A 25,980-nucleotide genomic window follows, 5' to 3' on the forward strand; every position below is an offset into this window, starting at 1 on the left:
GGGCCCGGCCGCGCGCCGTGGGCCCGGCCCGCACGCCGCAGCCGGTCGGCCGGTCGCCTGCTGGTTTTTTCAGGACGTCAGCGGCAGGGCGTCCATGTAGGCGTTGGACGGCTGGGGCGCCTTCGCCACGCTCCGGGCGTCCAGCGCGACCGCCGCCGACGCCGTGCCCAGCGTCCCGCCCGGATGCCAGGTCCCGGTGACGTTCACCCAGGTGTCCGCCTTCGGCGCGGCGGCGCCGTGGACCAGTACCTTCACCGACGACGCGTCCGCCGCACAGCAGCTGACGATGATCCGGGTCAGATACCAGCCGTTCCCGCCCGGGGCCGGCGTGACGAACCCCGTCATCACCACGGTCCGCTTCCCGACGGCCCGCGACCGGTCCTGCTGCACCCGCTGGGTGAAGTCGGTCAGCGTGATCGGCAGCGGCGAGGTGGCGGGCAGCGGGTCGAATCCGTCCTCCTCCACCGCCACCGCCCTGGCCGGCTCACGCGAGGCGGTGTACGAACCGAGCGCGGGCGGGGCGTAGAACAGCAGGCTCAGCACCGGCAGGAACAGCAGCCACGCCACCCGCGGCACCCGGGAGTGATCGTGCCCGTGATCGTGCCCGTGCACGTCCTCGCCCCCGCCGCCGTCAGCCCGACGCCCATACCCAGGCCCCAGCCCCTGCCCCTGCCCGTGCCCGTGACGGTGCGCGTCCCCGCCCCCGTCCCCCCCGCCGCCCGGACGCCGTCCCCACGCCTCCGCCGCCGCCGACAGGCCCAGCGCCACCAGCACCGCTCCCGACGCGATCAGCAGCGGCCGCATGCCCGGCTTCACCAGGTTGAGGTACAGGTCGGTGAAGAGCGCCGCGTGCAGCAGCCCCAGGCCGCTGAGCACCAGCAACGCCGCTTGCGCGAACCGCCTCACAGCAACACCCCTCCGATCACCGCGCTGCACACCACCGCGACCACCGCCGTGGCCGCCGAGAACCGCACCGCGAAAGCCCGCCCGAACGTCCCCGCCTGCAACGCGATCAGCTTCAGGTCGACCATCGGCCCCACCACCATGAACGTCAGCCGCGCCACCGGCGAGAACCCGCTGAGCGACGCCGCCACGAACGCGTCGGCCTCACTGCACACCGCCAGCACGATCGCCAAGGCCGCCAGGAACAGCACCGACAGCCACGGCGACCCCGCGAACGTGTCCAGCACCGCGCGCGGCACCGCCACGTTGAACGTCGCCGCCGCCATCGCCCCCACCACCAGAAAGCCCCCGGCGTGCAGGAAGTCGTGCTGGAAACCCTGCCGGAACTCCGAGAACCGGCTGTGTCCCGGCACATGTCCCGCCGGCCGGTCGGTCCGCGGCCGCAGCCACTCCTCCCGCCCCAGCCAGAGCCACAGCCAGCCCATCGCGGCGGCCGTCACCAACGAGGCCACCAGCCTCGCCAGCACCATCTCCGGGCGGCCCGGGAACGCCACCGCCGTCGCCGTCAGCACCACCGGGTTCACCGCCGGCGCCGACAGCAGGAACGCGAACGCCGCGGCCGGTGTCACCCCCCGCCCGATCAGACTGTTCGCCACCGGCACCGACGCGCACTCGCACCCCGGCAGCACCACTCCCGCCGCCCCCGCCACCGGCACCGCCAGCGCGGGCCGCTTGGGCAGCACCCGCTGGAAGACACTCGCCGGCACGAACGCGTTGATCGCCCCCGACAACGCCGTCCCCAACAGCAGGAACGGCAGCGCCTGCACGGTCACGGCCAGGCACACCGTCCGCCAGGCCTGCACCGCAGGCTCGTCCAGCGACCGCCCGACGACCACCAGCAGCAGACCCGGCACCACCGCCGCGCCCAGCAGCAACAGCGGCCAGCGCCGCGGCAGCCCACGCCCCGCGGGAGCGTCCGCCACGCCGTCGGCCACCGTGCCCAAGGGCCGTACGTCCGTCTCCTGCATCCCGCCCTACACCCGTCCTTCCCGCAACCGCACGGCCTGCCGCGCACCGAACTCCACCGTCCGCCGCAGGTGCCGCATGTGCCGCACGAGCAAAGCGAGTTCGGCGTCCGCGAGATCGTCGGTGAGCAGCATCCGGTCGCCGCCCGGCCGCTCGCGCATCCGCCCGGACGCCGCGATCCGCTCCGGCGCGGTCGCCTCGGGCACCCGCCTCCGGCCGGCCATGCACCGGCGGGAGACCACGGACAGCCCGTCCAGCAGCCGCGACCGCAGGTTCTGGGACATCGCTCCCCTTCGCCGGCGCCCTCGTCGACGCCGTCCGCAGATCGTACGACGCACCGGTCCCACGATCCCCGGAAGAAGTACGGGTCCCCGGTCCCCAGCACCAGCACCAGCACCAGCCTGAGGTCATAGGAGCGGTTGCCGCCCCGTCGCGACGCCCGCCACCGGCACGGCCCCCCGGCCGGGCACACGTCCCGCCCGCCTATCCTGGCCGTAGCCCAGCCGCACCCAGCCCGCCACCCCGTCCGAGGAGCAGTCCATGGCCGCCGCCGCACCGTCCACCGCCTCCCGCATCGCCGTCGTCACCGGTGCGAGCAGCGGAATCGGCGCCGCGACCGCCCGGGAGCTCGCCGCGGCCGGCTACCGCGTGGTCCTGACCGCCCGCCGCAAGGACCGCATCGAGGCGCTCGCCGAGGAGATCACCCGCTCGGGCGGCTCAGCGACGGCCTACCAGCTGGACGTCACCGACCGCGCCGCCGTCGACGAGTTCGCCACCGCCTTCCGGACGATCGGTGTGCTCGTCAACAACGCCGGCGGCGCACTCGGCGCCGACCCCGTCGCCACCGGCGACCCCGCCGACTGGCGCACCATGTACGAGACGAACGTCCTCGGCACCCTGAACGTCACCCAGGCGCTCCTCCCCCAGCTCGTGGCGAGCGGCGACGGCACCGTGGTCGTGGTCTCCTCCACCGCCGGACTCGGCACGTACGAGGGCGGCGGGGGCTATGTCGCCGCCAAGCACGGCGCGCACGTCCTCGCCGAGACCCTCCGCCTGGAGATCGTCGGGCAGCCGGTCCGGGTCATCGAGATCGCCCCCGGCATGGTGAAGACCGACGAGTTCGCCCTGACCCGCTTCGGCGGCGACCAGGACAGGGCGGCCAAGGTCTACCAGGGCGTCGCCGAACCCCTCACCGCCTCCGACGTCGCCGAGACCATCGCCTGGGCGGTGACCCGCCCCAGCCACGTCAACGTCGACCTCCTCGTCCTGCGCCCCCGCGCCCAGGCCTCGAACACCAAGGTCCACCGCGAGCTGTGAGCCGGCCGCGGCGCCCCCCGTGCGCGGGGGGCGCCGCCTCACGCGGTCATGGACCCGTGCAGCCGGGATCGTCGACAATCACCGCGTTGGCCGGGATGACGACGACCTCGTCGTCGTCCTCGGCCTGCACGAACTTCGTCGTGGCATAACCCCGCCGGCCCTTCCCCACGCACTTCGTCGCAAGGTTCCCGAAGCCGTCCGGGAAGTTGTGGACCTCGGCCGGGGTGTCCTCCCCGGCCCGCCCGGCCACGGGGGCGTCGGCCTTGCCCCGCTCGTCGTAGTACTGCTGCGAGCACCCGCCGAGCAGCAGCGCGAGAGCGCACGCGACACCGGCCGCCGTCAGCCGCCGCACGTCTTGTCCTCGACGATCTGCACGTTGGACGGACCGGTCGCGTTGGTCGTCACGTACGCCCGGTACCCGTGTCCCACGCACTTCGTGGCCAGGTTCCCGAACCCGTCGGGCATGTTGAACACCTCGGCGGGCGTGTCGTCCCCCGCCTTCCCCTGCACCGGAGCGTCCCCCTTGCCCCGCTTGTCCTCGTACTCCTGGGAACAGCCGGCCAGCGTCCCGACGGCCAGCAGCACCAGCCCCGCGGCCCAGACCCCCGCACGCATCCGTTTGCGCTCCATCGCAGAACCCCCGTCTTCCCGTGTCCCCGTGCCCCCGTAGGCCCCTGTGTCGCATCCCTGTTCGAGCAAGCTCGAAGATGCACGTGAAGACACCACCGCACCCCGCCCCGGTTCCCACTCCGCCGTAAGGTCTGCCGCGTGGACCGACACATACCGTTCGAGACGCTGCACAACTTCCGCGACCTGGGCGGATACCGCACCGGAACCGGTCACCGGATCCGCCCGGGCCGCCTGTTCCGTGCGGACTCCCTCGGCAAACTCACCCCCGGCACCCGGGACTGGGACCGCTTCCTCGCCCTGGGCATCGGCACGGTGATCGACCTGCGGCATCCCGGGGAGATCGAGGCGCGGGGCCGCGTCCCCCGGCACGGCTCCTTCGTCTACCAGAACCTCAGCATCGAACACCGCCCCTACAACCAGGCGGCGCTGACCCCGGACCTCGACCCCGGCCCCTACCTCTGCGCCCGCTACATGGAGGTCGCCGAGGACGGCGTCAAGGAGATCGCGGCGGCACTGCGCCTGGTCGCCGAGGCGCGCGAGGGCGTGGTCTTCCACTGCGCCTCCGGCAAGGACCGCACCGGCCAGCTCGCCGCCCTGGTCCTCGCCCTCCTCGGCGTCCCGGACGAGACGATCATCGAGGACTTCAGCCTGACCGAACTGGCGACCCGGGCCCTGCTGGACGACTGGCGGGCCCGCAACGACGGCCGCTCCCCGGGCTGGCCGGCCTTCGGCCGCGCCCCCGAGGCGGCGATGCGGCTGTTCCTGGCGGCGCTGCGCGAGCGCCACGGCTCGGTGGAGGCGTATGTGACGCACGCCCTGGGCCTCGACGCGCAGACGCTGTCCGCCGCCCTGCGCGACCGGCTCCTGGAACCCCTCCCCACCGCCTGGCCGGAGCCGGTCCACCGCAGAGCCTCCCCCGAGGACGCCCCTGTCCTGGTCCGCCTGCGCGACACGGCCGCCCTGTGGCAACTGGCCCGCGGCATCCGGCAATGGCAGCCGGGCGAGAAGACCGAGGCCCACTTCCTCGACCGGATGCGCGAGGGCGAGGTCTGGCTGGCGCACACCGGCGCCGACCTCACCGGGGCCTACGAACTCTGGTGGGACGACCCGGCGGCCTGGGGCCCGCGCCCGCCCGAGGCGGGATACGTCCACCGTCTGATGACGGCCCCCCACACCGCCCCGCCCGGCGCCGGCCGCAGGCTGCTGGCCCACGCCGAGTCCCGCATCACCGCCGCCGGACGCCCCTACGCCCGCCTCGACTGCCTCTCCGCCAACCCCCGCCTGCGGGCCTACTACGAGGCGGCGGGCTACACGGTCGTGGGCGAACAGCGCGCGAAGGACGGCGGCTCGGGCAGCCCGTACGCGGTGACGCTGCTGGAGAAACGCCTCGGGTGAACCCGTGGATGAGGCCCGCGTTCACGGGAGCCTCATCCACTCAGCCCTTCACACAGATGAACTGCTTCAGCTTGGCCACGACCTGCACGAGGTCCCGCTGCTGGTCGATGACCTGCTCGATCGGCTTGTAGGCGCCCGGAATCTCGTCCACGACGCCGGAGTCCTTGCGGCACTCCACGCCCCGCGTCTGCTCCTCCAGGTCCCTCGTCGAGAAGCGGCGCTTGGCCGCGGTCCGGCTCATGCGCCGACCCGCTCCGTGCGAGGCCGAGTTGAAGGCCTTGTCGTTGCCCAGGCCCTTCACGATGTACGAGCCCGTGCCCATCGAGCCCGGGATGATCCCGTACTCGCCCGCACCCGCCCGGATCGCGCCCTTGCGCGTGACCAGCAGGTCCATGCCCTCGTAGCGTTCCTCCGCCACGTAGTTGTGGTGGCAGGAGATCTCCTGCTCGAAGGTCGGCTTCGCCTTCTTGAACTCCCTGCGGACCACGTCCTTCAGGAGCGCCATCATGATCGTGCGGTTGTACTTCGCGTACTCCTGCGCCCAGTAGAGGTCGTTGCGGTAGGCCGCCATCTGCGGGGTGTCCGAGACGAAGACCGCGAGATCACGGTCGACCAGGCCCTGGTTGTGCGGGAGGTCCCGGGCCACGCCGATGTGGTGGTCCGCCAGTTCCTTGCCGATGTTGCGGGAACCGGAGTGCAGCATGAGCCAGACCACCCCGTCCTCACTCGTGCAAAGTTCAACGAAGTGATTGCCGGCGCCCAGCGTCCCCATCTGCCTGCCCGCCCGTTCGCGGCGGAACCTCACCGTCTCCGCCACGCCGTCGAAGCGGCCCCAGAAGTCGTCCCAGCCACCGGCGGCCAGGCCGTGGAACTGCCCCGGATCCACGGGGTCGTCGTGCATCCCGCGCCCCACCGGAACGGCCTGCTCGATCTTCGAGCGCAGCCGGGACAGGTCCCCCGGCAGGTCGTTCGCCGTCAACGACGTCCTGACCGCCGACATCCCGCACCCGATGTCGACCCCCACCGCCGCCGGACAGACGGCCCCGCTCATGGCGATGACCGAGCCGACCGTCGCGCCCTTGCCGTAGTGGACGTCCGGCATGACCGCCAGACCCTTGATCCACGGCAGGGTGGCCACGTTGCGCAGCTGCTGCAGCGCGCCCTCCTCGACCGACGCCGGGTCGGTCCACATGCGGATGGGCACTTTCGCGCCCGGCATTTCCACGTACGACATATCGCCTTCTTCCCCCCGGATGACCAACAAAAGCAGTGAGTCGCAAAACCGGTGCCAAGGTCGACGAAAAGGGACGGCGGACCGGCATCCACGGTGGTGCTTGCGATACACATTGTCTGCAGGGACCGACCCCGCCCGGCAAGCGATTAACCAGCGGGGACGCGGGCCCGGAGACCGAACATCCCGAAGTGACCGTCGAGAGGAGCCGACCGTGCAGCGGAAGGCCTACGTACCAGGCGTCGTCGCGCTCCTCGCGGCGCTGCTGGCCGGCTGCACCGGCGGCTCGGACGACACCGGCTCGGACGACAAGTCCAACCCGGGCGAGGCCAACACCTCGGCGCCCGCCGCCCAGCCGGGCAGGTACGCCACGCTGCCGGAGGCGTGCGGCGTGGTGAGCCGGGCCACGCTCGACTCCCTGCTTCCCGGCATCCAGCAGCTCACCGACCCGGCGCGACGCGAGACGGCCTACGCCGGCGAGGCGACACTGACCTACGACACGGACCGCAAGGTGGGGTGCCGTTGGAAGGTGGAGTCGGCGGACGCCACCGATCACCTCCTCGTCGACTTCGAGCGGGTCGTCTCCTACGACAACGCGGTGAGCGACGACTCCCAGGCGGAGACCCTCTTCGCGGCGCAGGTGACGGCGGCCGACCTGCCGGCGCCCGCCGCGTCCGCCACGGCCGGTGTCTCCCCCTCCACGAGTGCCACGGGTTCCCCGGGCGCGGCAGCCTCGTCCTCGTCGCCGGCCGCCGCCTCCGGTTCTCCGTCCGCCTCCTCGCCGCCGGCCTCCGCTTCCGCGTCGGCCGCTGCCTCCTCGACGGTCGCGCCGGCCGATCTGCAGCCCCGGCTGCTGGACGACCTCGGCGACGAGGCGTTCGTCGACGACGCCCTCGGGAGTTCCGGTTCGACGGTCAAGCAGCGCACGGTGACTGTGGCGTTCCGCACGTCGAACGTCATTGTGACCATCCAGTACGAGGAGCAGCCGGCGACCCTCGGAGTGACGCCGGACAGTGAGGACATGCAGGACAAGGCCCGGAAACTGGCCGCGCGGTTGGTCGACGCGTTGGCCGGCTGACGCCGGTTCGGGGCGGTCTGTGCCCCGTCCGTGTAGCCCTCGAAGCGGAACCGCACAGAGTCCTCACCGCGTACCGTGGCCCCTCGGACCCGATCCGACCGCAGGAACCACGAGCGTCATGAGTGAAGGAACCATGCAGCGACGAGCCCAGCGAGACGGCCAGTTCAACCAGCGCGAGGAGCGTGACGAGCGAGCGAGGCGCACAGGAGGGCTGGGCCGCCTCCTGGCAGCCGCGGTCACCGTCCCGGTCATGCTGATCGCCGCGGGCTGCTCCTCGGACTCCGGCTCGGACGACGGCTCGAAGGACGCGGCCGCCGCCACCGGTTCCGCCGCCGACTCGGCCGCGAGCGCCGCGCCCAGCGTGCAGGCCGCGGCCTACCAGAAGCTGCCTCAGGCGTGCGCGGTGGTGTCGAAGAAGACGCTGACCGAGCTGGTGCCCAAGGGGGTCACCTCCGGCAAGGAGGGGACCACCGGGGACACCACGGACCGGGCGAGCTGTTCGTGGTCGAGCCTGGCCAACAACGGGGTGAAGGGTTCGCAGTTCCGCTGGCTGAACGTGTCGCTGCTGCGTTTCGAGTCGGACGCGACGACCGGCGACGGCGAGTCGCAGGCGAAGACGTACTACGCGAAGCAGGTCAAGGACTCCCAGGCGGTGGCGGGCGCGACCAACGCGAAGTCGCAGCCGGTCGCGGGAACGGGCGACGAGGCGACGCTGGTGCGTTACGACCTGAAGAAGACCGAGGGCGCCTTCAAGCAGCAGACGGTGGTGGCGCGGGTGGAGAACGTCGTCGTCACGCTGGACTACAACGGGGCCGGCCTGGCGGGCGACAAGGCGCCGAGCGCGGACGCGCTGTCGGCGTCGGCGCAGAAGGCCGCGAAGGAGGCGGTGGCCTCGGTGCGGTCGGCCAACGGCGTGGGCGGCGGCGGGAGTTCGCAGGGTTCGTCGGCCGGTCCGGCCTCCCCGTCCCCGTCGAAGTCGTCCTCCGTCTCGCCGGGCCAGGGGGCCTCGCTGCCGTCGTCGACGACCCCGAAGGCGACGGCGTCCAAGGCGGCCGCGGCGGCTCCGAAGGCGACCGCCTCCGCGAAGAGCTGACGGTCCGGAAAGGCGTGCACCGCACACATGTGCCACCCTGTTGCGCGCAAGAACACGCAAGGGGAGGGGAGTACGGGTGGCCGCGCCAATACAGCTGACCCGGATGCACCGCGTTCTCATCGGCGTGGTCGTGACCGGCGCCGTGATCATCGCCGGCATCGGCTTCGCCGGTTCGTACGCGGCCGTCCGTGAGCTGGCCCTGGAGAAGGGCTTCGGGAACTTCTCGTATGTGTTCCCGATCGGCATCGACGCGGGTATCTGCGTCCTGCTGGCCCTGGATCTGCTGCTGACGTGGATCCGCATTCCGTTCCCGTTGCTGCGGCAGACCGCGTGGCTGCTGACCGCGGCGACCATCGCGTTCAACGGTGCGGCGGCCTGGCCGGATCCGCTGGGCACCGGCATGCACGCGGTGATCCCGATTCTGTTCGTGGTGTCGGTGGAGGCGGCCCGGCATGCGATCGGCCGGATCGCGGACATCACGGCGGACAAGCACATGGAGGGTGTGCGCATCACGCGCTGGCTGCTCTCTCCGGTGCCGACGTTCCTGCTGTGGCGTCGTATGAAGCTGTGGGAGCTGCGTTCCTACGACCAGGTGATCAAGCTGGAGCAGGAACGTCTCGTCTACCAGGCCAGGCTGCGTTCGCGCTTCGGCCGCGCCTGGCGGCGCAAGGCGCCGGTGGAGTCGTTGATGCCGCTGCGGCTGGCCCGTTACGGCGTTCCGCTGGCGGAGACCGCTCCGGCGGGCCTGGCGGCGGCCGGGATAGAGCCCGCGCTGCTGCCTCCGATGCCGGCCCAGGCGCAGTCGCAGCAGCAGGCGCAGTCCCAGGCCCCCGCTCAGCTCCAGGGACCGGCGGCGCCGGTGTCCGCGCAGCATCCGCAGGAGTTGGCGGCGGGCTTTGGGCAACAGTCGCAGCCCCGGCAGGCGCGGCAGCCCTCCGGGCAGCCCGCGATGCCCGAGGAGGAGCAGAGCCCCTGGTTCCAGGCGATGCCGCACGAGGTCGCCTACCAGGGCGGTTACGACCCCACCTACGACCCCTCGGAGCAGTACGCCCAGTGGTACGAGGAGCAGCAGCAGGCGGAGCAGTACCAGGAGCAGTACCAGGAGGAGCCTCCTCTTCAGGAGCCGTCCCCGGAGGAGACGGGTTCCTTCCCGATCCCGGTGGGCCCCGGGCGCAGCCGTGAGCTGGGCGGGGGCGGTGGGACTCCGCTCGTCGAACCGGACGAGGAGGCGTACTACCAGGTCTTCAAGCAGTCGATAAGCAGCGGCGGCTACCCGACGCCGAGTCAGTTCAGCGACGACGTGGAGGCGACGTACGGTGCTCCGCTGCTCGACGCCGAGGCCAAGCGCATGGTGATGCGCTTCCAGAACCGTCACGCGGCGGAACTCGAAGAGGACCACATCGCCTAGCCGGCAGCCGTGGCTGCGGGCCCGCCGGTTCGGCGTCCGGACGATGCGTCCGATCGGCGCGTCCGGTCGGTGACAGCGGGCACGACGGGGACGACGCGAGGGGGCGCCCGGTGCTGACACCGGGCGCTCCCTCCGTCGTGCGGCCGGGCCGCTGACGTCGTCCTGCGGGGTCTACTCCCCGAGCAGGACCCGTACCCGGTCCTGGCCGACGGCCAGCAGCAGGGTGGGCAGCCGGGGGCCGGTGTCGCGCCCGACCAGCAGGTGGTAGAGCAGGGCGAAGAACGTGCGCTGGGCGGTCTTGATCTCCGGCGGCAGTTCCTTGGGCGTGGCGTCTGCGGAGAAACCGGCCTGGACCTTGGGGACGCCGTAGACGAGGTGGGTGAGGCCGTCGAGGGACCAGTTGCCGGCGAGTCCGTCGAGGAGGAGCCGCAGGGACTGCTGCGAGGCCTCGTCGAGGGACTTGAGCAGTTCGGCGTCCGGCTCCTGACGCACGACGGTGCGCTGGTCGGCGGGGACGTGGGTGTTGATCCAGGCCTCGGCCTTGTCGTACCGGGGCCGGGCCTCGTCCAGGGAGCCGAGCGGGTTGTCCGGGTCGAGCTCGCTCAGGATGCGCAGGGCCTGCTCCTGCTGGCCGGCGGTGATGTCGGCGACGGAGGCGAGGGTGCGGTAGGACAGCGGCCGCGGGGTGCGCGGCAGCTCGGCGCCGGCGGTCCGCACCGCACGGGCGTGCGCGGCGAGGTCGGCGGGCAGGGCGGAGCCGTCGGCAACCTTGCCGTCGAGCTTGTCCCACTCGTCGTAGAGCCGCTGGATCTCCTGGTCGAAGGCGATCTTGAAGGACTGGTTGGGGCGGCGGCGGGCGTAGAGCCAGCGCAGGAGCTGCGGTTCCATGATCTTCAGCGCGTCGCCGGGCGTGGGCACGCCGCCCTTGGACGAGGACATCTTCGCCATGCCGCTGATGCCGACGAAGGCGTACATGGGCCCGATGGGCTGCTTGCCGCCGAAGATGCCGACGATCTGGCCGCCGACCTGGAAGGAGGAGCCCGGGGAGGAGTGGTCGACGCCGGAGGGCTCGAAGACGACCCCCTCGTAGGCCCACCGCATCGGCCAGTCGACCTTCCAGACCAGCTTGCCGCGGTTGAACTCGTTGAGCCGGACGGTCTCCGAGAAGCCGCACGCGGTGCAGGCGTAGGTCAGTTCGGTGGTGTCGTCGTCGTACGAGGTGACGGTGGTGAGGTCCTTCTCGCAGTTGCCGCAGTAGGGCTTGTACGGGAAGTAGCCGGCGGTGCCGGAGGAGCCGTCGTCCTCGTCGGCCGCTCCGGAGCCCTCGGCGGCTTCCAGCTCGGCCTCGTCGAGGGGCTTCTGCTGCTGCTTCTTCGCCGGGGCCTTCTTGGTGCGGTACTGGTCGAGGATCGCGTCGATGTCGGCGCGGTGCCTGATCGCGTGCAGGATCTGCTCGCGGTAGACGCCCGAGGTGTACTGCTCGGTCTGGCTGATGCCGTCGAACTCGACGCCGAGTTCGGCGAGCGACGCCGTCATCGCGGCCTTGAAGTGCTCGGCCCAGTTCGGGTGGGACGAGCCGGGCGGGGCCGGGACGGAGGTCAGCGGCTTGCCGATGTGCTCGGCCCAGGAGTCGTCGACACCCGCGATGCCGGCCGGCACCTTGCGGTAGCGGTCGTAGTCGTCCCAGGAGATGAGATGGCGCACCTGGTGCCCGCGGCGGCGGATCTCGTCGGCGACGAGGTGCGGGGTCATGACCTCGCGGAGGTTGCCGAGGTGGATCGGGCCGGAGGGGGACAGCCCGGAGGCGACCACCACGGGTTTGCCGGGGGCCCGACGCTCCGACTCTTCGATGACCTCGTCCGCGAAACGGGAGACCCAGTCGGTGGTCTCGGTGCTCTGAGCCACGATCGGCACGTCCTTCTTTCTCCGGGGCAGCCGGTACGGTCGACGGCTGGAGCCCCCATTCTCCCAGCTCCGCCCGCAACCGCGAAAACACCTTTACGAGACCGTGCCCCGGCCGCCGCCCCGGCCCCGCCGCCCGCGCCCGGAAATCCGCTTTGCCCCGCGTGGGATACTGGCGGCGTCTACCGATCCCACGAGGAGAACGGCTCCCACCCCATGACCTCGGTCACGTCGCTCACCGATCTCGTCCATCAGTGCCTCGCGAACGCTCTCTCGGCCACCCTGCCGGAGGCCGGTGCGGACCCGCTGCTGCGACGAAGCGACCGGGCCGACTTCCAGGCCAACGGCATTCTGGCGCTGGCCAAGAAGGCGAAGGTGAACCCGCGGGAGCTGGCGACGCAGGTCGTGGCGAACGTGGTGTCGGGTGAGGTGATCCGGGAGATCGAGGTCTCGGGCCCCGGCTTCCTCAACGTCACGGTCGCCGACGAGGCGATCACGCGGAACCTGGCGGCGCGCTACGCCGACGACACCGCCCGCCTCGGCGTGCCGCACACGGCGCAGCCGGGCACGACGGTCATCGACTACGCCCAGCCCAACGTGGCCAAGGAGATGCACGTCGGGCACCTGCGGTCGGCGGTGATCGGCGACGCGGTGGTCCGGATCCTGGAGTTCACCGGCGAGACGGTCGTGCGCCGGCACCACATCGGCGACTGGGGAACCCAGTTCGGCATGCTCATCCAGTACCTGGACGAGCACCCGCACGAACTGGACCACAAGGACGCCGAGGTGAGCGGCGAGGAGGCGATGTCGAACCTCGACCGCCTCTACAAGTCGGCCCGTCGGCTCTTCGACTCCGACGAGGAGTTCAAGACGCGCGCCCGTCGCCGGGTCGTGGACCTCCAGGCGGGCGACCCGCACACGCTCGCGGCCTGGCAGAAGTTCGTCGACGAGTCCAAGATCTACTTCTTCTCCGTCTTCGAGAAGCTGGACATGGACATCCGCGACGAGGACATCGTCGGCGAGTCGGGCTACAACGACATGCTGCACGAGACCTGCCGTCTGCTGGAGGAGTCCGGCGTCGCGGTCCGCTCCGAGGGCGCGCTGTGCGTGTTCTTCGACGACGTCAAGGGCCCGGACGGCAACCCGGTGCCGCTGATCGTCCAGAAGTCCGACGGCGGCTTCGGCTACGCGGCGACGGACCTGTCGGCGATCCGCGACCGGGTGTTCCAGCTGAAGGCGGACACGCTGCTGTACGTGGTGGACGCCCGTCAGTCGCTGCACTTCAGGATGGTGTTCGAGACGGCGCGCCGGGCCGGCTGGCTGGGCGGCGACGTGACGGCGCACCAGTTGGCCTTCGGCACGGTCCTCGGCAAGGACGGCAAGCCGTTCAAGACCCGTGAGGGCGAGACGGTGCGGCTGGTCGACCTGCTGGACGAGGCGGTCGACCGGGCGACGGCCGTGGTCGGCGAGAAGCGCGAGAAGGTCGGCCTGACGGACCGGGAGGTCGCGGAGAACGGCCGGTACGTGGGCATCGGGGCGGTGAAGTACGCCGACCTGTCGACGTCGGCGGTGCGGGACTACAAGTTCGACCTGGACCAGATGGTCTCGCTGAACGGCGACACGTCCGTGTACCTCCAGTACGCGTACGCCCGTATCCAGTCGATCCTGCGCAGGGCGGGCGAGGCCAGGCCCGCCGCCCATCCGGAGCTGGCGCTCGCCCCTGCGGAGCGGGCGCTGGGTCTGCACCTGGACCGGTTCGGGGAGACGGTCGCGGAGGTCGCGGAGGCGTACGAGCCGCACAAGCTCGCCGCGTACCTGTACCAGCTGGCCTCGCTGCTGACGACGTTCTACGACCAGTGCCACGTGCTGTCGCCCGACAACGCGCCGGAGGTCGTGGAGAACCGTCTGTTCCTCGTGGATCTCACCGCCCGCACCCTGCACCGGGGGATGGCGCTGCTGGGCATCCGGACGCCCGAGCGGCTCTGAGACGACGGACGTACACGACCGCGGCCCGCTCTCCCCATACCGGGAGGCGGGCCGCGGTCGTCGCCGTCGGCAGGGCTTCCGCCCGGCCGAAGCCATGAGAACAAGCCCCGGCAGCCGGACAGAACAACGGGAGGACAACCCAGCAGGACGTCAGTCGGTGCCCGAGCCACGACCACCGGAACCTGCGTACCACTATCAATGTCAGTGCCTGCCCGTACAGTCGCCGGCATGGCGACTCTTCCCAATCCGCTGCCGGGGCTCGCGTCCGATCCGAGCGGGCGCTCCCTCGGGCTGCAGCTCCCCCCTGGGAGACTGATCGACGCGACCGACGAGGGTCCGTGGCACGAGCCGTTGCTGTGGCATGCGCAGCGGTCGGCCGCGCCGGGCAACTGGACCGCGCTCGGGGCGCGTTCGGCGCGGGCGGGGCTGCTGCCGGTGCTGGTCGACCTGGGCGGCTCCCAAGGCGGCCCGGAGGAATGGGAGTTGGCGCCCGGGGAGATGTCGTACCCGGGCGACCACGACGCGGAGGACGTGCTCGTGGAGTTCTGGGAGGAGTGCGCGGCCGACGGCGAGGAGTGGCCGGGCCTGGCCGGCGGCCTCACCCTCGCCTCCGATCCGGACGTGCGCGCCGCGCAGGTCGCCGACGCGCTGGCCGGCGAGGGCGGTTCCCTCTTCGCGGCTCCCCATCTCGCCCTGGTGCCGGCGCGTCGCAGCGCGGACGTCCCCGCGGCGCTCGGCTGGACGGGCCCGGCCAACCACGAGAACGACACCGCTCGGCTCTGCGCGGTGCTGCGCTCGTGGGAGGACCGCTTCGGCATACGGGTCGTCGGGCTCGGCTTCGACGTGCTCGTGCTCTCGGTGGCCGCGCCGCCCGCCACGTCCGCGGAGGCGGCGGCGGTGGCCGCCGAGCACTTCGCGTTCTGCCCGGACAACGTCCTGCAGGGCGAGGGAGACCCGGCCTCCTACGCGGAGCGGCTCATCGGCGAGCACGCCTGGTCCTTCTGGTGGGACTGACGGCCCAGCCCCACCGCCTTCCCGCCCGCCCTCGCCCGCAAGGTCCGCCAGGCCCTCCCGCAGAGGCCTGGCGTCACCCCTTGAGCCCGCGTTCCAGCCTGCGCAGCCCCTCCGCGATCTCCTGCGGCGTCTGCGTCACGAAGCACAGGCGCAGTGTCGAGCGGTCGGCGTCGCCGGCGTAGAAGGGGGCGCCGGGCACATGTGTCCGCGGCCGGTGGCCACGGCCGGTCCCGCAGGCGGTCGGGCGTCCCACGCGCCGTCCCGTCCGGGCGGCGTTTACGCAGGCAGGACGCCGTGGGACTGTTCCGGCGTCCCGAATCGGGCCACGGAGGTGGAAGGCGCGAGCCGTACGGCACAGGCTTGCCCCATGTCCCATCGCCCCGCTTCCCCCACCCGGCGTCGTGTCCGTCTGCTCGCCGTCACGCTCACCGCCGCCGCGGCGCTCGCCCTCACCGCGTGCCGCGACGGCGAGGGCCTGCGCGACGAGGGCCCGTCCAGCTCCAGCACCGGCTCCGGCCCGACGGCCGGCTCCGGTCACGGCACTAGCGCAGTTTCCGGGCCGCCTCGGTGGCCCAGTAGGTGAGGATGTTGCGGGCGCCCGCCCGCTTGATCCCGGTCAGCGTCTCCAGGATCGCCCGGTCGCGGTCGATCCACCCCTTCTCGGCGGCGGCCTCGATCATCGAGTACTCGCCGGAGATCTGGTACGCGACGACCGGCACGTCCACGGCGTCGGCGACCCGGGCGAGGATGTCCAGGTAGGGCCCGGCCGGCTTGACCATGACCATGTCCGCGCCCTCCTCCAGGTCGAGGGCGAGCTCGCGCATCGACTCGCGGAGGTTGGCCGGGTCCTGCTGGTAGGTCTTGCGGTCGCCCCGCAGCGAGGAGCCGACGGCCTCCCGGAAGGGCCCGTAGAAGGCGGACGCGTACTTGGCGGTGTAGGCGAGGATCGACACGTCCTCCCGCCCGATCTGGTCGAGCGCGTCGCGGACGACCCCGATCTGCCCGTCCATCATCCCGCTGGGCCCCACCACGTGGGCGCCGGCGTCGGCCTGCACCTGCGCCATCTCCGCGTACCGCTCGAGGGTGGCGTCGTTGTCGACGCGCCCCTGCTCGTCCAGCACGCCGCAGTGCCCGTGGTCGGTCGTCTCGTCCAGGCACAGGTCGGACATGACGAGCAGGTCGTCCCCCACCTCGGCGCGGACGTCCCGCAGGGCGAGCTGCAGGATCCCGTCCGGGTCGGTCCCCGGCGTCCCGAGGGCGTCCTTCTTGGACTCCTCCGGCACCCCGAACAGCATGATCCCTGAGATCCCCGCCTCGACGGCCTCCAGCGCGGCCTTCTTCAGACTGTCCCGCGTGTGCTGAACGACCCCCGGCATCGCCGTGATCGGCACCGGCTCGCTCACGCCTTCCCGCACGAACGCGGGCAGGATGAAGTCGGCCGGATGCAACCGGGTCTCCGCGACCATGCGCCGCATGACGGGAGTGGTGCGCAGCCGCCGGGGCCGCGACCCGGGAAAGGATCCGTACTTCGTCATGCGCCCTACGCTACGCCCGGCCCGGCAGCCCCTTTGCCGACGCCCCGTCGGCCCCTCACCGGTCCTCTCCGCCCTGTACGAGACACAGGTCGGCCTCGCGGGCGAACTCACCCACCTCGAAGGCCGCGTCACGCCAGTTGACGCACAGGTCCAACAGCCGGTCGGTGTCCTGGGACCAGGGCGGAGTCTGACAGGGCACGGTGGGGAACAGCACGGCCGAGGCGAGCCGCACCGCCGCCAGGGCGGCGCCGGCATGGGGTTCCACGCCGGTCTCGGCGCCCTCCTGCTTCAGGGTCTCGAGGTGGTCGGCCGCTTCGAGCAGGGCTCGGTACACGCGTGCGTAGGCGGAGTGGGTCGTGTCGTCGGGCATGGGCTGCTTCCTCGGAAGTGGTGGGTTCAGGCGGGAGGTCCCGCGTCGGCGGGGGCTCAGACAGGGCGGACCGGCGGCCCATGGGAGGCTGCCGCTCTGCGCGCACGGCAGTCCCGACAGCATTTGTCGGGCACCGACTCCCGGAAGACCCGCGTACAGCCGCCCTCACAGTCCGTCCAGAGATCCAGCCAGGGGGCCGGCGGGATCGGCACGGAGGCGGTCGGCGGGGTACCGGAAAGCTCTGCAGACGGCGGAAGCGCGGGCAGAGGCGGGGGGAGGCCTTCCCGGAGCCGGTGGGCGAGGAACCCCGCTGGAGACTTCAGAAGGGCGGGAACGTCGGCGGTCACGGCGTGGATCACGGCGGCCCGGGAGGCCCCGTTGCCGAACCAGGCGACGACGGCGGGGGTGAGGCGTTCCACGTCCCTCTGGGAAAGCGTGAAGCGGTCGTCGGCGCGGCGCAGGCCCGCGAGCAGGGCGAAGGCCTTGTCGCGGTGCTCGCTGCTGGACGGTCGCTGGTCAAAGGGTTCGAAGGCGTCGAACGGTTCGGACGACGGCGTCGGAGCCTCTTCGGGGACGGTGTCGCCTGCCGCCTCGACCTCTACGGCTTCCGCGACCACGACCGGCGAAGCCGGGACCACGGCCGCGACCGGAGTGACGCGGTCGGCGACTGCGGCGGGAGCGACCGGCTCCTCCCGTACCGCGACCGGCTCCTCCCGTACCGCGGTCGCCTCCGCCCGGCCCCGGGTGAGCGCCGGGGCGTTGTGCGCGTACGTCCGCGTGACGAAACGGCCTCCGCCCGCGCGCTCGCGCACCCGTTCCAGATAGCCGTGTGCCTCCAACTCCCGCAGTCCGAAGGCGATGCGGTCCCGCCCTTCGGGGAAGCGGTCGGCGAGGCTGCGGATGTCGACGGGGGCGCCCTGCGGCAGCGACAGGATGTGCGTGGCCAGCCCGATCGCGGTCAGCGACAACGCCCGGTGCTGGGCGAGGTGGTTGCCGATGATCGTGTAGTGACTCGACTGGTACGCACGTACGTGGGTGACACCAGAGCGGGTGGCACTGAGCCGAACGCCCGGTGCCGGGCACGGGGCAGCGATAGGCTTCGTAGCAGCCATGGGGAAGACTTGCTCTCTTCCTGGATGGTCAGGCCCTCGCACTGGGATTGCAGTCCCGGCGGGGGCCGATGCATGTGTGGGGTCGTACGAGCCGAGCGTGCACGGCGCGAGGACGCGTACGCCAGCCACATCGGCCCGTTTCACCCACCCGAGTGACAAACACGGGGTTTGGTTTGGTTGGAAGGGTTTTTTCCCCGGTTTCTTTCGTCTTTTACCGCCCGCAGCACCGGCCTTCACCCCACCGGGTCCCGTGTTTCCGGGCTCCGGTACGGAGTTCACCGGCATAGCGGGGAATCCAGCTCCGCCCACACGGTCTTGCACGGAACCGGCCCGCATCGCACACCCCACCGGTCGGCCAGTTCCTCGACGAGCAACAGCCCGTAACCGGACTCCGCAGGGCCGTCGGTGTCCGCTCGCGCCGGGGCGGGCAGGTGATCACCCCGGGTGTCGGCGACCTCGACGCGCAACGTCCCGGACGCGGTGACGGAGAGCGTGAGGCGGAAGCTGCGACCGGGAACGCGGCCGTGCAGGACGGCGTTCGCCGCGAGTTCGGCGACGACGAGACGGGCCGGGTCCACCGGCAGCCCCCAGGAGCACAGTTGCTCGGCGGCCAGCAGACGGGCGAGACGGGCGCCACGCCGGGTGGCGGAGAGCGGCACCGAGAACTGGTGGAGCTGGGCACGCACAGTTTGTCGATTCACGTCACTCAGCGTGTCCATGCGTGCGTAACCTGTGAAGCAGGGGGGACCGTGCGGACGGTGTCTGTCCGTGTGGCGTCCGGTTCCGTCCGGGGTGTCCGGGGTGACGGGCGTGGGGCATCCGGGGTTGAACCGAAAAGGGCCCGGCGGGAGGACGGCGGACATGAACGACTGGGACGCGGGACCGGAGGACGACGAGGAGGCAGGGGCCGTCATCAGGGCCGTCCAGCGGCAGCTGAAGCTGTGGCGGGAGTCGGCCGGCCTCACCCAGGCCGAGTTCGGCGCGGCCATCGGGTACGGCGAGGAGCAGGTCTCGTCCGTGGAACGGGGACGCCGTATCCCCCGCCCCGAGTACCTGGACCGCGCGGACGAGGCCTTGTCGGCGGGCGGCAGGATCACGGCACTGAAGGAGGACCTGGCGGAGGTCCGGTACCCGAAGAAGGTCCGGGACCTGAAGAAGCTGGAGGCGGACGCGGTCGAGCTGTGCGCTTACAACAACTCGGTGATTCATGGGTTGTTGCAGACGGAAGAGTACGTGCGTGCGTCGGTCGCCACCCGACGACCTCCGTTCGCAGAAGAGGAGTTCGAGCAGCGCGTGGTAGCACGCTTGGCCCGCCAGGACATCCTGACCGAGACCACTCCACTGCGCCTCTTCAACTTCGTCCAATGCGAGTCGACGCTCCGTCGCCCCATCGGTGGCAGGATGGTGATGCGAAGGCAGCTCGAACGCTTGCTGGAAGTAGGGCAGTTGAGGAATGTAGACCTGCAAGTCCTGCCCCTTGACCGCGAGGACAACGCCGGACTGGCAGGCTCGTTCAGGCTGCTGCGGCTACGAGATGGCAACACGGTCGGTCACAACGAAGTCCAGCTCGTCAGCCGCGTGATCACTGATCCCAGGGAAGTCCAAGTGCTGGACATTCGCTATGGGACCATCCGGGCGCAGGCTCTCACCCCCCGGGAGTCGCTGACCTTCATCGAGAAAGTGCTGGGAGAGACATGATGCACAAGCCCTCAAGGGAAGACGCCACGGCTCCCGAGTGGATAAAGAGCAGCTACAGCACACCTGACGGTCCCGACTGCGTTGAGGTCGCCGCCGCTCCCGCGACCATCCTTATCCGCGACTCCAAGAGCCCGGATGGCCCCCGCCTCTCCCTCGCCCCCACCACCTGGGCGGCCTTCCTGCCGTTCGTAACCGACCACTGACGTCACCACTGGCCGGGCTCCCGCAACGACCGCCCCGGACGGGTGCCCGGCCGGACGTTCAGGCGAGGCTCTCCGCCATCTCTTCCGCCTGCTTCAGGACGCGCTCGATCGCCGCGGGCTGCTTGTCCGGCGGGTAGCCGTGCTTGCGCAGCAGGCGAAGCACCCGGGCCATGATCTTGTCCCGGGCCTGCTCCTTCACCTTCCAGTCGACCGTGACGTCCTTCCGTATCTGCTCGTACAGCTCGTGCGCGATCTTCGCAAGGAGGGTGTCCTCCATCTCCTCCACCGCCGACGGATCGGCGGCGAGCGCGTCGTAGAAGGCGAGTTCGTCCTCTGTCAGTCCGAGCTTCATCGCCCGGCCGCGGTCGGCGGACACCTCACGGGCCAGGTTGACCAGGAACTCCATGAACTCGGCCGCGGTCAGCAGGCCGTTGGTGTACCGGTTCATGGCGGCCTTCATCTTCTTGGTGAAGGTCTCCTGCCGGGTGAGGTTGTTCGGGTGGGCGTCCTTGATCTCCTTCACCAGCGCGCGCCGGAGTGCCGCGATGGCGAGGTTGGGGTGCCTGCTCGCCTTCAGGTCGTTCAGCACCCGGTCGTCCAGGTGGGACAGGTCGGGCTTGGTGAGGCCGGCCGCGTCGTAGATGTCCACCACGCCCTCGGCGGCGACGACGGACTCGTTGAGCTGAGCGATGAGGAGGCGTACGTCGGCGGCCGTGGCCAGCCCCTGCTCCTCCTTCTCGTCCATGGCGTACTTCTCGCGCGAGGTGCGCACGGCCTCGAAGAAGCGGATGTCGGGAAGCAGGTCCTGCACCCGCTCGTCGGTGGGGCAGAGGGAGAAGGCCTGCTGCAACAGGTTGGCGTGGTACATGAACCGCTGCCTGCGAGTGGCCTTCTCGGGCTCCAGCTCGCGCTCGGGAGCGATCAGGAACTCCAGAACCTCCGTCAGCGCCTCCCGGTAGGCGCTCGGGCCGCCCGCGTCGCGGATCTCGCGCCAGGGGCAGCCGTACAGGAGTTCGTCGATGCGCTGATGGTTCTCGCGCACGAGTTGGACTGCCTGACGGAGATCCGCGCCGAGCATGGGGTTCTCCTGGTCCCGCTCGGAGTACTCGGCCAGGGCCTCCTTGATCTCCCGGATAACGCCCTGGAAATCGACGACCAGACCCGACGGCTTGCCCGGCCAGGTGCGGTTGACCCGGGCGATGGCCTGCATCAGGGCCGCGCCACGCATGCGCTTGTCCAGGTAGAGGGTGTGCAGGGGCGGGGCGTCGAAACCGGTCAGCCAGAGGGACTGGACGATGACGAGTTCCAGCACGTCGTCCGCGTCGGTGACCCGCTTCTGGATGTTCTTCAGCTGGGTCGGTGTGCGGACGTAGTCGGCGACCTCCGGAAGGTCCCTCGCGGCATTGCCGGTGAACACGACCCGGATGCGACCGGTGTCGTCGGTGAGGAGGTGAGACTCAGGGTCCTTTACCCCCGCCCACTCGGGACGACGCCGGATGATCGCCTCGAAGAGACGCGCGGCGATGACCCGTGACGCGCAGACCACCATGCCCTTGCCAGGATGACCGGTGAGTTTGATCATCTCCGAGCGGCGCGCGTCCCAGTGTTGGAGAATCGTTCCGGCCAGCTCCTCGATGCGCGGCCGGGCGCCGATCAGGCTCTCGTACTCCCCGAACTGCCGACGGGCCTTGCGCTGCTCCTCCTCCGACAGCCCCTCTATCAGCCCTTCCGCGCGAGCGTCGAGGTCGTCGAGGTCGACATCGGCCGGGAGGTCGACGCGGACGAGATGCGGCTCGTAGTAGACGGGAACGGTCGCTTCGTCGTCGACGGCCTGGGTGAGGTCGTAGGTGTGGATGTTCTCGCCGAAGACGCCCCGGGTGCTGCCGACGCCGTTCTCGATGGGGGTGCCGGTGAACGCGATGAACGTGGCGTTCGGCAGCGCGTCGCGGAGGTTGCGGGCGTAGCCGTCGATGAAGTCGTAGTGGCTGCGGTGCGCCTCGTCGACGACGACGATCACGTCACGACGCGGGGAGATGAGCGGGTGCCGGACACCCGCGTCCTTCTCCTCGTGGGTGAGGCGGAACTTCTGCAGCGTCGTGAAGATGACGCTGCCGTTGGCTTCCGGCCGCTGAAGCAGTCGGCGTAGCTGCCCTGTGCCGTCGGCTCTCTCCGGAGGGCCGGTGATCTTCTCCAGGGTGCGGCTGGCGGCGAAGGTGTCGTAGAGCTGGGTGTCGAGGTCGATGCGGTCGGTGAGGAGGACGAAGGTCGGGTTGGACAGCTCAGGCGTCCGCGCCGCCTTGCCGACGTAGAACAGCATCTCCTCGCTCTTGCCGGCGCCCTGGGTGTGCCAGACGACACCGGCCCGGCCGTCGGTGGCAACGGCGGACTCCGTCGCGCGCACGGCCGCGTTGACGGCGATGTACTGATGCGCCTTGGCGAGCTTGACCGTGTCGACCGCACCGGATTCCGGGGCCGAGTAGGAAAGGAAATTGGCGACGAGGTCGAGGAAACGGACAGGCTCGAAGGCCCCGTACAGCATCCGCTCCAGGGCACGCCCGTCCTGCCGCTCGTCCTTGCGGAGCAAGACGTCGTTCTCGTCGGCGTGCCAGGGGGCCATGTGCTGCCAGGGCGTGAAGGGAGTGCCCAGGCGGGCGGTGAGCCCGTCGGAGACGAGAGCGAGAAGGAGTGTGGCGAAGGTGCCGGTGTCCTTCAGCTCGCGCCGGTAGCCCTGGACCTGGTCGTAGGCCGTGCGGGCGCTGTCGTTGCTGTCGGCCTTCTTCAGCTCGATGACGGCGAGGGGCAGACCGTTGACGTACAGCACGATGTCGAAGACGAAGGTCCGGTTCTTCGTACTGCGCACCCGCACCTGGGAGGCGGCGACGAGATCGTTGCCGTGGGGGTCGGTGAAGTCGACGGGACGGATGCGGGCGTGCCGCTGCTCACCGGTGACGGGGTCGTCGTAGGGCACGCTGACGCCGTCCGTGAGCCGTTCGTAGAACCGGTGGTTCTCACGAAGGTCGTTCCGGGTGTGCCAGCGCAACAACTCGTTGGCGGCGTCGTCAGCGACATGCTCGGGCAGGCGTGGGTGACGGTTGCGGATCGCCTTGAGCAGGCGGGGCCGCAGGACCAGGTCGTCCCAGTCGGCCCGCACCCCGTGCGCAGGCCCCAATTCCGGCCCAGGGATGTGCTGCCACCCGTACTCGGCAAGTATGTCGAGCGCGTGCAACTCCAACTCGGCCTCGGTGAGCCGGTCCATCGGCGGCTCACCAGGCACATGATCGGCGGCTGCGGTCATACGACCTCCTCAACGGCACGAACGGCGTCTCGCACCCGGAGCTTCCCGGAGAGGAGCTGGGGAAGAAGGGTGTCCCGGAGTTCGGCGAGGGTGCGGTTCTCGTGTGTCGCGGCAACAGCACGGTCGAGCAACGCTCCCACGCGTGCAGCGAACTCGATTGCCGACCGGCCCTGCGGAAGGCGCACGCGAAGACTCGCGACCCGCTCGGTGACCAGGCGCCCTGTGCCGTGTCCAGCGAGATCGACCATTGCCAGGATGTTGGCCGTCTGCGCCTTGATCGCCAAAAAGAGCGAGGCCGGGTCGATGTCCGGATGAGGGATGAGCGCCTTACAGTCCTGCCCGAACGCGACTTCTCGCTGCGCGACTCCGACCCTGAACTCCGAAGTCAAACTCATCCCACGGACCACAAAAAGAACAGTCCCCTTCGGCACCAGCCGTGTTCCGTTCCGCGCACCCACGCTGGTCACGCACCGCTCGGACTCGTAGAGCCAAGGCGTCTTGAGACTGGCCGCAGAAATCCAGGGAATGTCTCCTCCCCAGTAACTGGGCTCGCTGGTCTTGGGAGTACCCCCGGAAAGCCACTTCGCGGTCTCACTCAACGCGACCTCGACCCAACCATCGGGCTCGACGGATTCACGCTCGTAAATAGAGCCCGCCAATTCCAAGACCGTATCCGCAAGCTGCTCATTGAGTGCAATCTTGCCATCCAGGGCACGCAGGAGGTCGGTCGCCGCATCTTGAGTCCGCCGGTCTGGCACGACGAGTTGGATGGAATTAAGAGCCGCCTGCGTCAATTTCGGTTGAGTTGAACCAGAGAGATATCCCGAAATGTCCATATTCGCCAGGAGGTAACTCAGGAAACGGCTATCTACCGTCTCATCCCCCTGCAGAACATGAGCATGATTGTTCACCCAAAATTTTCCCGACGCCATAAAGGCGATTGGCGTTTTCCTGGTGCGCAGATTCTCCCCATCCTCTGCCACGAGTAGGTACTCGCCGTCGAAGAGGTAGTTGTCTACATGGTCAACGACTCCTGATGCCCCGTAGTAGGGGTAAGGACCAGAGACTCGATCCTGCGCTTTTACCGGAGCGCGTCGAAAGTCAAAACTTCTGGTAACTTCACCAAGCCTCACCTTGCGCCACTCCCCCATCACACCCTCCCCAACTGCTCGTCCACAACCTTCGCCAACCGCTCCGACTCAGCGAACTGCTCCCGCAGCAGCGCCGTCAGCCGGGCGATCTTCTCCTCGACCGGCTCCGCATCCGGATCGACCTCGACTTCAGCCGATCCGACATACCGCCCCGGCGTCAGCACGAAGTCGTGCTCGGCGATGGCCCCCAGCGGAGCGCTCACGCAGAAGCCCGGCACGTCCTCGTAAGGCCGGCCGCTCTCCACCCCTCGCCACGCCCGAACCGTGTCACCGATGCGCCCGACGATCTCCTCCTCCGTCAGCACCCGCAGCGTCCGGTTCTCCATCTCCCCGAACTCACGCGCGTCGATGAACAGCACCTCGCCCTTGCGCTCCGGTGCCCACCCCGAGTGCCGTCCCTTGCCCTCCGCGAGGAACCACAGGCAGGCCGGGATCTGTGTGGACCGGAACAGCTGGCCCGGCAGGGCGATCATGCAGGCGACCAGGTCGTCCTCGACCATCGCGCGCCGGATGTCACCCTCGCCGGACTGCTTGCTGCTCATCGAGCCGTTGGCAAGGACGACGCCCGCGCGTCCGCCCGGCGCCAGCTTGCTGATCATGTGCTGGAGCCAGGCGTAGTTCGCGTTGCCGACGGGCGGGGTGCCGTACACCCACCGCTTGTCCATGCCGAGCAACTCGCCGCCCCAGTCGGAGATGTTGAAGGGCGGGTTGGCCATGACCACGTCCGCCTTCAGCTCCGGATGCTGGTCGTTGCGGAACGTATCGGCGGGCTCGTCGCCCAGCTTGGCCTCGACGCCGTGGATGGCGAGGTTCATGTGGGCCAGCTGCCAGGTGGTCTGGTTGAGTTCCTGGCCGTAGACGCCGACGTTCAGCGGGTTGCCGCCATGGGTCTCGATGAACTTCTCCGCCTGGACGAACATGCCGCCCGAACCGCACGCTGGGTCGTACACCCGCTCGCCCTGCTTCGGTTCCAAAACCTCGACGAGCAGCTTCACCACACTCTCCGGGGTGAAGTACTCGCCGCCCTTGCGGCCCTCCTTGAGGGCGAACTCCGCGAGGAAGTACTCGTAGACCTCGCCCATGATGTCGCGCGCGCCCCGGCGTTTGCCGTCCTCGCCGAGCTGCTCCTGGAAGACCAGCCGGTCCAGCAGCTTCACCAGGCCGGCCAGGCGCTCACTGTCGACGCGTCCGCTGTTGTAGATCTTCGGCAGGGTCCGGTTCAGTGACGGGTTGAACTTCTCGATGGCGCGCATCGCCGCGTCGATGGTCTCGCCGACGCTCTGGCCCTCGACCGTGCCCTTCGCCCGCTCCAGGACGCTCTCCCAGCGCGCGGTGGGCGGCACGTAGAAGATCCCGGAGCCGGTGTACTCGCGGCGCTCCTCAAGCGTGGCGAGGAGATCGGCCTCGCTCCAACCGCCCTCCTCCCGCAGCTCGGCCTCCAGCTGCGCCCTCTTCTCGGCCATGGCGGCGGAGACGTACTTAAGGAAGACCAGGCCCAGCACGAAGTGCTTGTACTCGGCGGCGTCCAGGCTGCCGCGCAGCTTGTCAGCCGACGCCCACAGCACCTTTTTCATGGCCGGGGGCTCGGTCGTCTTCTTCATGCGTGGCGGCACCAGTGCCTCGTTTCCTTCTC

The 25,980-nt window shown here is 70.2% G+C and carries 23 protein-coding genes and 1 pseudogene; 9 read left to right on the top strand and 15 right to left on the bottom strand.

Going from position 1 to position 25,980, the window contains the following annotated elements; translation table 11 throughout:
• Positions 1-69: 69 nt before the first annotated feature.
• Genes C6376_RS06560 through C6376_RS06570 form a run of 3 tightly spaced genes read right to left on the bottom strand, consistent with a single transcriptional unit; the run spans position 70 to position 2,213 of the window.
• Positions 70-906 carry a TIGR03943 family protein gene (locus C6376_RS06560; protein ID WP_107442553.1) on the bottom strand — a complete coding sequence of 279 codons (837 nt, stop codon included), beginning with the start codon at positions 904-906 and terminating at the stop codon, positions 70-72.
• On the bottom strand, positions 903-1,931 hold the full coding sequence (locus C6376_RS06565; protein WP_107442554.1) for a permease: 1,029 nt from the start codon (positions 1,929-1,931) through the stop codon (positions 903-905). The genes C6376_RS06560 and C6376_RS06565 overlap by 4 nt, the downstream gene beginning before the upstream one ends.
• Before the next feature lie 6 nt (positions 1,932-1,937).
• Positions 1,938-2,213 (bottom strand): hypothetical protein, encoded by a 276-nt coding sequence (locus tag C6376_RS06570; RefSeq protein WP_107442555.1) that lies wholly within the window; start codon positions 2,211-2,213, stop codon positions 1,938-1,940.
• A 256-nt stretch (positions 2,214-2,469) separates the two neighbouring features.
• Here C6376_RS06570 and C6376_RS06575 point away from each other — a divergent pair, with 256 nt between their 5' ends.
• Positions 2,470-3,246, top strand: coding sequence for an SDR family NAD(P)-dependent oxidoreductase (locus C6376_RS06575; protein ID WP_107442556.1), 777 nt, complete (start codon positions 2,470-2,472; stop codon positions 3,244-3,246).
• A 46-nt stretch (positions 3,247-3,292) separates the two neighbouring features.
• On the opposite strand, the gene C6376_RS06580 is transcribed toward C6376_RS06575, so the two are convergent.
• Both C6376_RS06580 and C6376_RS06585 read right to left on the bottom strand, forming a co-directional pair.
• On the bottom strand, positions 3,293-3,598 hold the full coding sequence (locus tag C6376_RS06580) for a hypothetical protein (RefSeq protein ID WP_216825575.1): 306 nt from the start codon (positions 3,596-3,598) through the stop codon (positions 3,293-3,295).
• Positions 3,586-3,861: a hypothetical protein gene (locus C6376_RS06585; RefSeq protein ID WP_159083160.1), complete on the bottom strand. Its 276-nt coding sequence runs from the start codon at positions 3,859-3,861 to the stop codon at positions 3,586-3,588. Before C6376_RS06585 ends, C6376_RS06580 begins: the two co-directional genes overlap by 13 nt.
• A 153-nt stretch (positions 3,862-4,014) precedes the next feature.
• Here C6376_RS06585 and C6376_RS06590 point away from each other — a divergent pair, with 153 nt between their 5' ends.
• Entirely contained in the window at positions 4,015-5,271 is a 1,257-nt protein-coding gene (locus C6376_RS06590) for a GNAT family N-acetyltransferase (protein WP_107442558.1), read from the top strand.
• A 40-nt stretch (positions 5,272-5,311) separates the two neighbouring features.
• On the opposite strand, the gene C6376_RS06595 is transcribed toward C6376_RS06590, so the two are convergent.
• Entirely contained in the window at positions 5,312-6,505 is a 1,194-nt protein-coding gene (locus C6376_RS06595; RefSeq protein WP_107442559.1) for an RtcB family protein, read from the bottom strand.
• A 211-nt stretch (positions 6,506-6,716) separates the two neighbouring features.
• Between C6376_RS06595 and C6376_RS06600 the strand changes: the two genes are divergently transcribed.
• The 3 genes from C6376_RS06600 (at position 6,717) to C6376_RS06610 (ending at position 10,081) form a co-directional block, all read left to right on the top strand.
• Positions 6,717-7,580, top strand: coding sequence for a hypothetical protein (locus C6376_RS06600; RefSeq protein ID WP_107442560.1), 864 nt, complete (start codon positions 6,717-6,719; stop codon positions 7,578-7,580).
• 118 nt (positions 7,581-7,698) lie between these two features.
• The gene (locus C6376_RS06605) at positions 7,699-8,673 is read left to right on the top strand and encodes a DUF3558 domain-containing protein (protein WP_107442561.1); all 975 of its coding nucleotides are present in this window, start codon (positions 7,699-7,701) and stop codon (positions 8,671-8,673) included.
• Between the two features lie 76 nt (positions 8,674-8,749).
• A complete protein-coding gene (locus C6376_RS06610) occupies positions 8,750-10,081 on the top strand; it encodes a DUF2637 domain-containing protein (RefSeq protein ID WP_107442562.1) in 1,332 nt (443 codons plus the stop codon).
• Positions 10,082-10,252: 171 nt separating this feature from the next.
• Here C6376_RS06610 and lysS read toward each other — a convergent pair whose 3' ends face one another.
• The gene (gene lysS, locus C6376_RS06615; protein ID WP_107442563.1) at positions 10,253-11,995 is read right to left on the bottom strand and encodes a lysine--tRNA ligase; all 1,743 of its coding nucleotides are present in this window, start codon (positions 11,993-11,995) and stop codon (positions 10,253-10,255) included.
• A gap of 204 nt (positions 11,996-12,199) precedes the next feature.
• On the opposite strand from lysS, the gene argS reads away from it, so the two are divergent.
• Together argS and C6376_RS06625 are read left to right on the top strand one after the other, a co-directional pair.
• Positions 12,200-13,969, top strand: a complete 1,770-nt coding sequence (gene argS / locus C6376_RS06620) for an arginine--tRNA ligase (protein WP_107442564.1) — start codon at positions 12,200-12,202, stop codon at positions 13,967-13,969.
• A gap of 228 nt (positions 13,970-14,197) precedes the next feature.
• Complete coding sequence (locus C6376_RS06625) at positions 14,198-14,983, top strand: DUF4253 domain-containing protein (RefSeq protein ID WP_107442565.1); 786 nt, start codon at positions 14,198-14,200, stop codon at positions 14,981-14,983.
• 73 nt (positions 14,984-15,056) lie between these two features.
• Here C6376_RS06625 and C6376_RS06630 read toward each other — a convergent pair.
• The 5 genes and pseudogenes from C6376_RS06630 to C6376_RS06650 all read right to left on the bottom strand — a co-directional run.
• Positions 15,057-15,185 (bottom strand): annotated as a pseudogene (locus C6376_RS06630) (PLP-dependent aminotransferase family protein); the annotation flags it as partial.
• 340 nt (positions 15,186-15,525) lie between these two features.
• Positions 15,526-16,518, bottom strand: coding sequence for a porphobilinogen synthase (hemB, locus tag C6376_RS06635; RefSeq protein ID WP_107442566.1), 993 nt, complete (start codon positions 16,516-16,518; stop codon positions 15,526-15,528).
• A gap of 55 nt (positions 16,519-16,573) precedes the next feature.
• Positions 16,574-16,888, bottom strand: a complete 315-nt coding sequence (locus C6376_RS06640) for a hypothetical protein (protein ID WP_107442567.1) — start codon at positions 16,886-16,888, stop codon at positions 16,574-16,576.
• 56 nt (positions 16,889-16,944) lie between these two features.
• Positions 16,945-18,000: a helix-turn-helix domain-containing protein gene (locus tag C6376_RS06645; protein WP_107442568.1), complete on the bottom strand. Its 1,056-nt coding sequence runs from the start codon at positions 17,998-18,000 to the stop codon at positions 16,945-16,947.
• A gap of 275 nt (positions 18,001-18,275) precedes the next feature.
• Positions 18,276-18,719, bottom strand: coding sequence for an ATP-binding protein (locus C6376_RS06650; protein WP_107442569.1), 444 nt, complete (start codon positions 18,717-18,719; stop codon positions 18,276-18,278).
• A 142-nt stretch (positions 18,720-18,861) separates the two neighbouring features.
• On the opposite strand from C6376_RS06650, the gene C6376_RS06655 reads away from it, so the two are divergent.
• Positions 18,862-19,698, top strand: a complete 837-nt coding sequence (locus C6376_RS06655; RefSeq protein ID WP_107442570.1) for a helix-turn-helix transcriptional regulator — start codon at positions 18,862-18,864, stop codon at positions 19,696-19,698.
• Positions 19,695-19,901, top strand: a complete 207-nt coding sequence (locus C6376_RS06660) for a DUF397 domain-containing protein (protein WP_107442571.1) — start codon at positions 19,695-19,697, stop codon at positions 19,899-19,901. Before C6376_RS06655 ends, C6376_RS06660 begins: the two co-directional genes overlap by 4 nt.
• 58 nt (positions 19,902-19,959) lie before the next feature.
• On the opposite strand, the gene C6376_RS06665 is transcribed toward C6376_RS06660, so the two are convergent.
• From C6376_RS06665 to C6376_RS06675, 3 genes are read right to left on the bottom strand one after another with little or no spacing between them, the layout of a single operon-like run.
• Positions 19,960-23,196 carry a type I restriction endonuclease subunit R gene (locus C6376_RS06665; protein ID WP_107442572.1) on the bottom strand — a complete coding sequence of 1,079 codons (3,237 nt, stop codon included), beginning with the start codon at positions 23,194-23,196 and terminating at the stop codon, positions 19,960-19,962.
• Entirely contained in the window at positions 23,193-24,347 is a 1,155-nt protein-coding gene (locus tag C6376_RS06670; protein ID WP_107442573.1) for a restriction endonuclease subunit S, read from the bottom strand. The genes C6376_RS06665 and C6376_RS06670 overlap by 4 nt, the downstream gene beginning before the upstream one ends.
• The gene (locus C6376_RS06675; protein WP_254075851.1) at positions 24,347-25,948 is read right to left on the bottom strand and encodes a class I SAM-dependent DNA methyltransferase; all 1,602 of its coding nucleotides are present in this window, start codon (positions 25,946-25,948) and stop codon (positions 24,347-24,349) included. The genes C6376_RS06670 and C6376_RS06675 overlap by 1 nt, the downstream gene beginning before the upstream one ends.
• Positions 25,949-25,980: the final 32 nt, after the last annotated feature.

Source organism: Streptomyces sp. P3 (assembly GCF_003032475.1).
GTDB lineage: Bacteria > Actinomycetota > Actinomycetes > Streptomycetales > Streptomycetaceae > Streptomyces.

What these genes read in the sequence shown, in the direction of transcription:
- C6376_RS06565 (WP_107442554.1), bottom strand. Translation starts at nt 1,931, where the DNA reads ATGCAGGAGACGGACGTACGGCCCTTGGGCACGGTGGCCGACGGCGTG.
- C6376_RS06570 (WP_107442555.1), bottom strand. Translation starts at nt 2,213, where the DNA reads ATGTCCCAGAACCTGCGGTCGCGGCTGCTGGACGGGCTGTCCGTGGTC.
- C6376_RS06575 (WP_107442556.1), top strand. Translation starts at nt 2,470, where the DNA reads ATGGCCGCCGCCGCACCGTCCACCGCCTCCCGCATCGCCGTCGTCACC.
- C6376_RS06585 (WP_159083160.1), bottom strand. Translation starts at nt 3,861, where the DNA reads ATGCGTGCGGGGGTCTGGGCCGCGGGGCTGGTGCTGCTGGCCGTCGGG.
- C6376_RS06595 (WP_107442559.1), bottom strand. Translation starts at nt 6,505, where the DNA reads ATGTCGTACGTGGAAATGCCGGGCGCGAAAGTGCCCATCCGCATGTGG.
- C6376_RS06605 (WP_107442561.1), top strand. Translation starts at nt 7,699, where the DNA reads ATGAGTGAAGGAACCATGCAGCGACGAGCCCAGCGAGACGGCCAGTTC.
- argS (WP_107442564.1), top strand. Translation starts at nt 12,200, where the DNA reads ATGACCTCGGTCACGTCGCTCACCGATCTCGTCCATCAGTGCCTCGCG.
- C6376_RS06625 (WP_107442565.1), top strand. Translation starts at nt 14,198, where the DNA reads ATGGCGACTCTTCCCAATCCGCTGCCGGGGCTCGCGTCCGATCCGAGC.
- hemB (WP_107442566.1), bottom strand. Translation starts at nt 16,518, where the DNA reads ATGACGAAGTACGGATCCTTTCCCGGGTCGCGGCCCCGGCGGCTGCGC.
- C6376_RS06640 (WP_107442567.1), bottom strand. Translation starts at nt 16,888, where the DNA reads ATGCCCGACGACACGACCCACTCCGCCTACGCACGCGTGTACCGAGCC.
- C6376_RS06645 (WP_107442568.1), bottom strand. Translation starts at nt 18,000, where the DNA reads ATGGCTGCTACGAAGCCTATCGCTGCCCCGTGCCCGGCACCGGGCGTT.
- C6376_RS06650 (WP_107442569.1), bottom strand. Translation starts at nt 18,719, where the DNA reads ATGGACACGCTGAGTGACGTGAATCGACAAACTGTGCGTGCCCAGCTC.
- C6376_RS06655 (WP_107442570.1), top strand. Translation starts at nt 18,862, where the DNA reads ATGAACGACTGGGACGCGGGACCGGAGGACGACGAGGAGGCAGGGGCC.
- C6376_RS06660 (WP_107442571.1), top strand. Translation starts at nt 19,695, where the DNA reads ATGATGCACAAGCCCTCAAGGGAAGACGCCACGGCTCCCGAGTGGATA.
- C6376_RS06665 (WP_107442572.1), bottom strand. Translation starts at nt 23,196, where the DNA reads ATGACCGCAGCCGCCGATCATGTGCCTGGTGAGCCGCCGATGGACCGG.
- C6376_RS06670 (WP_107442573.1), bottom strand. Translation starts at nt 24,347, where the DNA reads ATGGGGGAGTGGCGCAAGGTGAGGCTTGGTGAAGTTACCAGAAGTTTT.
- C6376_RS06675 (WP_254075851.1), bottom strand. Translation starts at nt 25,948, where the DNA reads ATGAAGAAGACGACCGAGCCCCCGGCCATGAAAAAGGTGCTGTGGGCG.